At 62.9% G+C, this 8,177-nt stretch carries 11 protein-coding genes; 8 read left to right on the top strand and 3 right to left on the bottom strand.

Features of this window, described 5'->3' with window-relative positions; genetic code table 11:
- Positions 1-1,043 (bottom strand): vitamin B12-dependent ribonucleotide reductase (locus ABF757_RS11890; protein ID WP_415482540.1); only part of this gene is annotated, 1,043 nt, incomplete at its 3' end.
- Between the two features lie 188 nt (positions 1,044-1,231).
- Here ABF757_RS11890 and ABF757_RS11885 point away from each other — a divergent pair.
- The 5 genes from ABF757_RS11885 to otsB all read left to right on the top strand — a co-directional run bounded on the left by ABF757_RS11885 (position 1,232) and on the right by otsB (position 4,057).
- Positions 1,232-1,612, top strand: coding sequence for an NADH-ubiquinone oxidoreductase subunit NDUFA12 family protein (locus ABF757_RS11885; protein ID WP_415482542.1), 381 nt, complete (start codon positions 1,232-1,234; stop codon positions 1,610-1,612).
- Positions 1,613-1,667: 55 nt separating this feature from the next.
- Positions 1,668-2,201, top strand: coding sequence for an outer membrane lipid asymmetry maintenance protein MlaD (gene mlaD / locus ABF757_RS11880; RefSeq protein WP_415482538.1), 534 nt, complete (start codon positions 1,668-1,670; stop codon positions 2,199-2,201).
- Between the two features lie 48 nt (positions 2,202-2,249).
- Positions 2,250-2,462 carry a hypothetical protein gene (locus ABF757_RS11875; RefSeq protein ID WP_025861807.1) on the top strand — a complete coding sequence of 71 codons (213 nt, stop codon included), beginning with the start codon at positions 2,250-2,252 and terminating at the stop codon, positions 2,460-2,462.
- Positions 2,459-3,220 (top strand): DUF2155 domain-containing protein, encoded by a 762-nt coding sequence (locus tag ABF757_RS11870; protein ID WP_415482537.1) that lies wholly within the window; start codon positions 2,459-2,461, stop codon positions 3,218-3,220. The genes ABF757_RS11875 and ABF757_RS11870 overlap by 4 nt, the downstream gene beginning before the upstream one ends.
- 102 nt (positions 3,221-3,322) lie before the next feature.
- Entirely contained in the window at positions 3,323-4,057 is a 735-nt protein-coding gene (gene otsB, locus ABF757_RS11865; protein WP_415482536.1) for a trehalose-phosphatase, read from the top strand.
- On the opposite strand, the gene ABF757_RS11860 is transcribed toward otsB, so the two are convergent.
- Complete coding sequence (locus tag ABF757_RS11860; protein ID WP_415482535.1) at positions 4,054-4,194, bottom strand: hypothetical protein; 141 nt, start codon at positions 4,192-4,194, stop codon at positions 4,054-4,056. The genes otsB and ABF757_RS11860 overlap by 4 nt on opposite strands.
- On the opposite strand from ABF757_RS11860, the gene ABF757_RS11855 reads away from it, so the two are divergent.
- A complete protein-coding gene (locus tag ABF757_RS11855) occupies positions 4,193-4,708 on the top strand; it encodes a disulfide bond formation protein B (protein ID WP_415482533.1) in 516 nt (171 codons plus the stop codon). The genes ABF757_RS11860 and ABF757_RS11855 overlap by 2 nt on opposite strands.
- A gap of 16 nt (positions 4,709-4,724) precedes the next feature.
- On the opposite strand, the gene ABF757_RS11850 is transcribed toward ABF757_RS11855, so the two are convergent.
- The gene (locus tag ABF757_RS11850; protein WP_415482532.1) at positions 4,725-5,186 is read right to left on the bottom strand and encodes an NUDIX hydrolase; all 462 of its coding nucleotides are present in this window, start codon (positions 5,184-5,186) and stop codon (positions 4,725-4,727) included.
- Positions 5,187-5,398: 212 nt separating this feature from the next.
- Between ABF757_RS11850 and ABF757_RS11845 the strand changes: the two genes are divergently transcribed.
- Positions 5,399-5,863 carry a helix-turn-helix transcriptional regulator gene (locus ABF757_RS11845; RefSeq protein ID WP_415482530.1) on the top strand — a complete coding sequence of 155 codons (465 nt, stop codon included), beginning with the start codon at positions 5,399-5,401 and terminating at the stop codon, positions 5,861-5,863.
- Between the two features lie 134 nt (positions 5,864-5,997).
- Positions 5,998-8,177 (top strand): excinuclease ABC subunit UvrB (uvrB, locus tag ABF757_RS11840; protein WP_415482541.1); only part of this gene is annotated, 2,180 nt, incomplete at its 3' end.

The following is an 8,177-nucleotide window of genomic DNA, read 5'->3' as shown; positions in this document are numbered from 1 at the left end:
GCTTCGGGGCGGGCGGGCATACGGTCCACAAAGCCGGTCAGCGCACGATACATGGCCAGATGCGCGCCTGATCCGGGCAGGGGAAGCACGGTTTCACCCGCGAGGGAGGCTGCCAGCGCGGTTTCGGTGGTAAAGCCGCGTGCTTCCAGCCTCTGGCGGGTGCTGGTGGCCAGACGGCCATCAGGTCGCAGCATGGAAAACACCGGAGCCAGCCCGCAGGCTTCCGCCCCCAGCAGGCCATCTACCGGGTTGGAGGCGGAAAAACCTGTCTCTACCGGGGCCAGCGGGGCATCGGTTTCCACCGCCGCCTCGGCCCAGACAGCGCGCAGGGTTTCGCCCAGACCGGGCAGCACGGTGCGCACCGGCGGCAGGGGGAGTGTTTCGGGGCCGCGTCCGGCATGGGCGGTCAGGGTGGCCAGTGCCGCGATGGCGCAGGCAGCCGCCCGTCCGTCCTCACTATCATAGTCCAGCCCCACACCGGCCAGACAGGCGTCGAGATTGGTCAGCAGGATATCACCCGCGACCAGAGGCGGTGCCTCTGCCAGTGTGGCGGGTTGGCCGGGGGCCGCTGTGGCGGAGGAGGCGAACAGGTCGGGCAGGGGCAACTCGCCATTGCGCAGGCTGGCGGTGCTTTCCGCCGTATGGCGCAGTACGGAACAGACCAGACGCAGGGCCGCAACAAAGGTGCGTGCCGCAAAGCCTTCCCCCGGTGAGACAAACGCCGCCAGATTGATAATGAAGCCCGGCGGCCGGTCAAACGCGCAGCGCCATACGGCTTCTGTCGGCGCGGCCTGTCGGGTCAGCAGCAGCCAGACCAGCGAACGCGCCGTGGCGCTGTCCGGGGCGAACACGCGCGTCCAGCCATCGGCCAGCGAGGGAAGGTCGATCGGATCGTCGCCCGGTACAAGCTGTGCAAGAGCGGCAGCCGCCTCCGTATCCCACTCCGCAGGGAGTGTTACGGGGCGGAGCGGCGCATCCGGGTCGGCGGCGGCGTCCAGTGTGCTCATCAGCACACCGTTCCAGGGGTGTGTGGCGGTTGTCATGTTGGGCAGTTTATCGCTCCGGCTGTAGCGGAGGTAAGCCGGTTTGGTGGCCTGCCAGCGGCATTGATACTCTTTATAACGAGGATATGGGGGATAACTTTTCAGCCTGTCCGGTCTCGCACAGGTGATGGGTGCATGGACGACAAAACCATCGACGGATGCCGCGCCGGAGTCCTATCATGCGTGCCATGGCAAATTTCGGAACATGGCTGCATACGCGCCGGAAAGGGCGGCTGATCGGCAAGGACGCCGATGGCCGCTGCTATTATGAATCCACCGGCCCCGCCCGCCTGGGCGGAGGGGTTGAACGCCCTGAGCGCTGGGTGATCTACCATAAGGGGGAAGACCCCTCCGCCGTGCCGCCAGAATGGTGGGGGTGGCTGCACCACACGCTCGAAGCCCCGATTCCCGCTACTGAGCGCAAGCCGTGGCAACTGCCCCACCAGCCTAATCTGACCGGTGGCCCTGGAGCGTACCGCCCGCAGGGCAGCCTGTACGTAACCGGCAAACACCCGCCCGCAACGGGTGATTACGAGGCATGGACACCGGGCGACACGTCCAAGGCGTGATTTGCCGCGCATTCCCTGCTAGGGTGTTGCCACCAACAGGGAGTGTGGTCTGTTCATGGCTTTTGCAATGGCGGAAAAATCGCGGCGCGACATCGCCGAGCTTGTAACGGGGGCTGTCGTGCTGTGCGCGCTGGCGGCCATGCTGGTGGCGACCGTTCTGGGCGAGGGGCGCAAGAGTAATGGCGACGGTTATCAACTGGGCGCTGACTTCTCCCATATAGACGGGCTGGATATCGGCTCCGATGTGCGGCTGGCCGGGGTTACGGTCGGCCATGTGGTATCGGAAAGCGTCAACCCGCAGACCTTCAAGGCGCATGTGGTTTTTACCGTCCGGCCCGACCTGCACCTGTCGGCTGATACGGCGGCCATTATCACCAGTGACAGCCTGCTGGGTGGTAAATACATCGCCCTGTCTCCGGGGGGGGATGACAAAACTCTCAGCCCCGGCACGACCATGACACAGACGCAGGGTTCCATTAGTCTGGAACAGCTTCTGAGCAAGTTCATTTTCTCCGTGACGGATACCCTTACCCGCACCGGCAAGCCCCCGGCGGAGCATGCGGATTCCGGCCATGGTGATGCGCCTTGAGGTACTCCCTCCGGTAGGGTTGTGGATTTGATACAGGAAACAGGCAGTATGGAAGCGTTGCGTATCTGGCCACAGGAAGACGGGCAGCCCGTCTCGTGTCAGGAGAAAATCCGGGTGCTGGAAGAAAACTGGCAGGATGTGCAGCAGGTTCTGACGGATGCCTTTGAGGATGCGGTACTGATGGGTGTAAGCGAACAGGTTCTGCGCGAGCGGCTTGCTGAACTGGTGCAGGCGTTGCGCTCTCCGCGGATGGGCGCATGACCATGCGGACAGGCCGCCCGCAAGGGCGTGAAGCAACCGGAGCCGGGCGTGGCGTTCTAACCGGTATGGGTGTTCTGCTGGCGGGCGCAATCGGGCTTGCCGGGGGGCAGGGCCATGCCGCCGGTGTGGGCGTGGCCCCTCCTGCCGTTTATCCGGCGGATACATGGCAGGGCAAGACCGTGGCGGTCGTGCGCGTGCTGGACAAGCTCGATAGCCATGTGGAGGTGTTGTCCGTGCCGGTTGGCGGGACAGCCCATTACAAAAATCTGGATATTGGGGTTGTTCGTTGTGTGGCGCGTCCGCCCACGCTTGCGCCTGATGCCGCTGCATGGCTCGACTTGCGTGATACCCACCCCGATGGCGTGGCGTTTCATGGCTGGATGCTGGCGGCCGAGCCCGCGCTGGGCGTGTTTGAAAGCCCGCTTTACGATGTGCGGATGATCCGGTGCGAAGGGCAGAACACCGCGCCCACACCCCTGCCGTTGGCAACACCTGTGGTGCCAGTTCTGCCTTCGGCCACACCGCAGCCCGCACCGGGCGAGGCCCCGGCGGCGGATGGCACGCAGATGCTCGTTGCACCCCCCGGCATGCAGCCGACACCCGGAACCGCCCAACCGGCACCGGCTCCGTCCTCCGCGCCTGCTGCCCCGCCGGCTGTGGTCTCCCCGCAGGCGCCGCTGCCGCCTCCTGTTCCGTTTTCCTCTGGTGATCAGGGGCGGAGTGGCAGTGCGGAGCCGAAAATAGGCGATACATACTGATACGCGCCCGGCCCTGATGCCCGCCGGTTCAGGTTGGTATCAGGGCGGCTGATGCAGTCACTGTGTGTGGATACGAAAAACAGGCCACTAAAGAGGTGTTTCATGCTCGGTTTTCATGGGGCGCAGAGTGCCCGTTTTCCTATCCCGCCGCTGTCTCAGGCTGCGTTTTTGCTGAATTTTGACGGCACGCTGGTCGAGGATACAGCCCCCGGAGACCCCGTAGTGCTGCCGCCCGGCCTTGTGGACATGCTGCGCCGCCTGCGCGCTGCCTGTGGCGATGCGCTGGCCATTGTCTCATCCCGCACGGTTGAGCAGCTTGATGAATTTTTGGGCGATGTGCCTTTCGCTGTAGGGGGAGAAGGCGGCATTGCCCTGCGCCACAGGCCGGGCGGGCCGATCGAACGCACGGCCCTGCCCGAACTGCCAAAGGTCTGGCTTGTGCAGGCGCGTGACCTTGTAGGCACGCTGCCCGGTGTCAGGCTTGAACATACGGAGGGCGGGTTTATCCTGCATTACCGTGCAGCGCCTGAAGCCGCCCAGACCCTGCATGCCGCAGCGGCAGCATGGGTCAGGGAATCGGCCGGGGCTTATCTGCTGGTGGCCGGGCGCATGGCGTGGGAAATCCGCCCTGCCGGGGTGGACAAGGGTTATGCGGTTTCGTTGCTGATGCAGCGCCCGCCCTTTCTGGGCCGCAAGCCGGTGGTTATTGGCAATGATACATCGGACGAAAGTGCCATGGCTGTGGCCAAGGCTGCTGGCGGGGCAGGCTTTCGTATTCCGGTCGATTTCCCGACCCCCGCCGTGCTGCGTACATGGCTTGCGGGGCTGATCGCCTAGGGCGGCAGGCGTGCGATAGGCCGTAAAAAATCCTGATACGGGGGCCAGTTGCCAAGGTAGGAGGGCGGGCGCAGGATGCAGGCCCGGCCACGACCACACAGGGCAATGGGCTGGAGCAACAGGCGGGAGCATGACATGAGCCGCGACAGAACCGGGCGGATGCCGGGCGTGCTGATGATACTGGCGGGGGGCGTGGCGCTTGCCTTTGCGTGGTGGGTCGAGCGTGGGCTGGGCATTATGCCCTGCGAGCTCTGCCTGCTGGAACGCTGGCCATGGCGTATTCTGATGGTGGCCGGGGTTGCCGCTGCTGTGCTGCCCGGTGGTTTGCGGCGGGTTTTTCTGTGGTGCGGGGTGCTGCTTATGCTCGGCTCGCTCGGGCTGACAGTCTGTCATGCCGGGGTGGAGTGGGGCTGGTGGCCCAGCCCGTTGCCAGCCTGTCATGCGCCGCATGTAAGCGGGCGCACTATGGCGGAGCGTCTGGCTTCCATGCCGTTGCGGCCACAGAAACCGTGTGACTCCCCAACCTACCTGATACCGGGCCTGCCGGTTTCGATGTCGGTGATGGGTGGGGTTTATGCGCTGGTGGTGCTTGCGGGGCTGATCGGTGGCCTGCGTTCAGGCCAGCGCTACACCCGGCGTATTTTCCACTAAATGCGGGCATGGCGGTTTAAGGGCTGACCGCCACCCCTTCTGCCCGCAGAACTTGAGCGGCGAGTGTTTCCAGTCTTTCGCAGGCCAAAGGCCCCAGTGCCTTGATATCGGCATAGGAAAACCAGCGGGCTTCCAGCGCGTCATCGCCTGCCTGCGGGCTTGGGCATGGCCCGGCGGGAAGCAGGCAGCGCACCGCGATAATGACGTAATGAAACGCCAGCGCGCCCTGTGCATCATGGCGGATCGACTCGAATGTATCGATAACGGCCTGCCCTGTGGCGCGCAGGGCTGTTTCTTCCTCCAACTCACGCGGGGCAGCCTGCAACAGTGTTTCTCCCGGTTCTACCTTGCCACCGGGAAAACCCCACAATCCGGCATCGGGCATATGGCCACGCCGGACCAGTAGAAATTTGTCTTCATGCCGGACAACAGCCAGCACACCGACACGGGGTAGGGTAGGGGCAATAACAGTTTGCATGCCCTAAGGATGCGACCTGCCCGGTGAATGGTCAATCAGCCTGCCGGGTGAGGGGGTGGTGTAGCCGCTACCTACCCGGTCATGCGGGATGCGGCTGCTACTCTCAGGGTGTCAGGGTATTCGGGGCTATGCAGCCTGTGCATCTGTTACAGGGCGGCAATGGCAAGACAGGCATTGACTTGGCCCTTTCTTTTTTTTCAAGCTGGCATGTCATGAAAGATCCCCGCGTCCCCTCGGATACCGTATCCGGGCAGGCGACTGTCTGCCCCTTCCCGCTCCAGCAGATTCTGGAGCGCAGGCAGGCTGCGGGGTATCTGGGGGTGCCGGCGCGGCGGCTATGGCTGCTGGAGCGTATAGGGGGCGGCCCGCGCCCGGTCAGGCATCAGGATGGCGTGTTACGTTACCGGCGCGATGAGCTTGATCGCTACAGCGCCAGACAGTTCGAACGCGTGGGCCTCCCCCCCGAGTTTCTGGTCCGCTATCGCCGCCAGCGTGAACAGGCCGGGTATGGCGGGCTTGACCCCTTTCTGGATCTGGCCAGCCGGGATGAAATGCTGGGGCTTTACGCCCGCTCGTGCAGCCGGGTGGCGATTGTGGTGGGCATGGTGCTGATTGTGCTTTCCCACACGCCGCTTTCGCGCATGGTTTTTCATGCCCTGCACTGGCGCTTTGCGTAAGCAGTAACGCCAGTGTCTGAGGGCGGCCGGCCTCCCTTGCACAAAGGGCTGGGCAGGGCCATGTTTGGGGCATGGATGCTCCCTTGCCACCGACATCATCATCTGCCCCCGCACGCGGTCGCAAGCGCGGCACGCTGAGCGAGCGTGCGGCCCAGTTGCCCGCCGTAACCTTCCGGCCCGAACAGCAGGCCCCCCGGCCCAAGCTGCGCCGTATGGAGGTTGTGTCCGAATATGAACCCGCTGGCGATCAGCCGCAGGCCATTGCCGAGCTTGTAAGCGGTGTGGAAGCCGGTGAGCGCGATCAGGTTCTGCTTGGGGTTACGGGCTCGGGCAAGACGTTCACTATGGCCAAGGTTATTGAGGCCACCCAGAAACCAACCCTGATCCTTGCCCCCAACAAAACACTCGCGGCCCAGCTTTACGGGGAAATGAAGCAGTTTTTCCCCCATAACGCGGTTGAATATTTTGTCAGCTATTATGACTATTACCAGCCCGAGGCCTATGTGCCCCGGTCTGATACCTATATTGAAAAAGACAGCCAGATAAACGAACAGATCGACCGTATGCGCCATGCCGCCACGCAGGCGCTGCTTGAGCGTAATGATGTGATTATCGTTGCATCGGTTTCGTGCATTTACGGTATCGGCTCGGTGGAAACCTATGCGCGCATGGTGGTCAAGCTCGCACTTGGGGGCGAGATAGATCGCGACAAGCTGGTGCGTAGTCTGGTGGAACTGCAATACCGCCGGAACGATGCCGCGTTTACCCGGGGCACATTCCGGGTCCGTGGCGAGACGGTGGATGTATTCCCCGTGCAGAACGAAGACCGTGCCTGGCGTATTTCCCTTTTTGGCGACGAGGTGGACGGCATTATCGAGTTTGACCCGCTAACGGGGGAAAAAACGGCCGATCTTCAGGAAGTTACCATTTATGCCAACAGCCATTACGTAACGCCCCGGCCAACGCTCAATCAGGCGATTATTGGCATCAAGCAGGAACTGCGTGAGCGGCTCGACCAGTTTACGAAAGCGGGCAAGCTGCTTGAGGCTGAACGGCTGGACCAGCGCTCCCTGTTCGATCTTGAAATGCTTGAGACAACAGGCGTGTGCAAAGGTATCGAAAATTACTCACGCTATCTGTCGGGCCGTAATCCGGGTGATCCACCGCCAACCCTGTTTGAATACCTGCCGCAGGACGCCCTGCTGATTGTCGATGAAAGCCATGTGACCGTGCCGCAGATAGGCGGCATGGAGCGTGGAGACCATGCGCGCAAATCCATCCTTTCGGATTTCGGGTTCCGCCTGCCCTCCTGTCTGGATAACCGGCCACTGAATTTTGCCGAGTGGGATACGTTCCGCCCCCAGACCCTGTTTGTCAGCGCAACGCCCGGCCCGTGGGAAATGGAGCGCACGGGCGGCGTGTTTGCCGAGCAGGTCATTCGCCCCACGGGGCTGATCGACCCCGTGACGGATATCCGCCCTGTGGAACATCAGGTGGATGACCTGCTGGCCGAATGCCGTACCACCATCGAGAAGGGTGGGCGTGTGCTGGTCACTACCCTGACCAAGCGCATGGCCGAAGACCTGACCGATTATATGAACGAGGCGGGAATTCGGGTGCGGTATCTGCATTCGGATATCGACACGCTTGAGCGGATCGAGATTATCCGTGATCTGCGCATGGGGGCTTTTGATGTGCTGATTGGCATCAACCTGCTGCGTGAGGGGCTGGATATTCCCGAATGTTCGCTGGTGGCCATTCTTGATGCCGATAAGGAAGGCTTTCTGCGCTCACGCACATCGCTCATCCAGACCATAGGCCGTGCTGCCCGTAATGTGGATGGCCGGGTGCTGCTCTATGCCGACAAGATGACGGACTCGCTCAGCTACGCGGTAGAGGAAACAGCCCGCCGCCGCGAAAAGCAGATGGCCTGGAACGAGGCCCACGGCATTACCCCGCAGAGTGTGCGCAAGCAGATTACCGATATTGTCGGCTCGGTGTTCGAGCAGGACTACGTGACCGTGACGCCGGACAAGGCAACGGGCGAGACCGAATTTGTCGGCAAGGATGGCGCGCAGACTCTGGCTGCACTGGAAAAGCGCATGCGTGAGGCTGCCGCTGATCTGGAGTTTGAAACCGCCGCCCGCCTGCGTGATGAAATCCGGCGGCTTGAAGCCGCGCAGCTTGGCCTGCCTGTTGACCCGGTTGCCTCTTCCGTTGCCGGGCAGACCGGCGGTGCGCGACGGGGCAAAAAGGATACCACGCCCCGCCCGTTCGGGCCGGGTGGGGGCGGGTATGAACGCAAATCCGGCAA

This window comes from Acetobacter papayae, from assembly GCF_047721125.1.
Lineage (GTDB): Bacteria > Pseudomonadota > Alphaproteobacteria > Acetobacterales > Acetobacteraceae > Acetobacter > Acetobacter papayae.
Note: the sequence above shows the minus strand (reverse complement) of the source record. Positions and strands in the feature narration are given on the sequence as shown.

Bases quoted from the DNA above. Each gene is read 5' to 3' on its own strand.
- ABF757_RS11860 (WP_415482535.1), bottom strand. From the start codon at position 4,194: ATGTCATGCTCCCGCCTGTTGCTCCAGCCCATTGCCCTGTGTGGTCGT.
- ABF757_RS11870 (WP_415482537.1), top strand. From the start codon at position 2,459: ATGACCATGCGGACAGGCCGCCCGCAAGGGCGTGAAGCAACCGGAGCC.
- ABF757_RS11885 (WP_415482542.1), top strand. From the start codon at position 1,232: ATGGCAAATTTCGGAACATGGCTGCATACGCGCCGGAAAGGGCGGCTG.
- ABF757_RS11855 (WP_415482533.1), top strand. From the start codon at position 4,193: ATGAGCCGCGACAGAACCGGGCGGATGCCGGGCGTGCTGATGATACTG.
- ABF757_RS11850 (WP_415482532.1), bottom strand. From the start codon at position 5,186: ATGCAAACTGTTATTGCCCCTACCCTACCCCGTGTCGGTGTGCTGGCT.
- otsB (WP_415482536.1), top strand. From the start codon at position 3,323: ATGCTCGGTTTTCATGGGGCGCAGAGTGCCCGTTTTCCTATCCCGCCG.
- ABF757_RS11845 (WP_415482530.1), top strand. From the start codon at position 5,399: ATGAAAGATCCCCGCGTCCCCTCGGATACCGTATCCGGGCAGGCGACT.
- mlaD (WP_415482538.1), top strand. From the start codon at position 1,668: ATGGCTTTTGCAATGGCGGAAAAATCGCGGCGCGACATCGCCGAGCTT.
- ABF757_RS11875 (WP_025861807.1), top strand. From the start codon at position 2,250: ATGGAAGCGTTGCGTATCTGGCCACAGGAAGACGGGCAGCCCGTCTCG.